1 protein-coding gene is annotated in these 258 nt (G+C 67.4%); it reads right to left on the minus strand.

Translation table 11 applies throughout. From position 1 onward, the window contains the following. Positions 1-258, minus strand: a 258-nt coding sequence (locus SB765_RS31250) for a glycosyltransferase (RefSeq protein WP_410932709.1), incomplete at both ends; no start/stop codon positions are given.

Raw genomic sequence — 258 nt, forward strand, 5'->3', positions numbered from 1 at the left:
CCGCGCAACTCCTCGATCGCCCGGCGGCTCATCAGGCGGAAGTCCGCGTGATCCGGCAAGATATCGACGCCGAAGCGGCGCAGCAGCCGGTAGTAGCCGCGCGCGCTGACGCGCTTGAAGAAGCCATCGCTGTCGCGCCGCTGCCGCACGCCGAATACGATCTCGGCGCCGGAGCGGTATTCGCCCAGCATGCGCGGGATTGCGTCGAGGTCGTCCTGGAGATCGGCGTCGAGACTGATCAGCACGTCGCCGTTCACT

The organism is Pseudomonas sp. SIMBA_067 (assembly GCF_046534675.1).
Classification (GTDB): domain Bacteria; phylum Pseudomonadota; class Gammaproteobacteria; order Pseudomonadales; family Pseudomonadaceae; genus Aquipseudomonas; species Aquipseudomonas putida.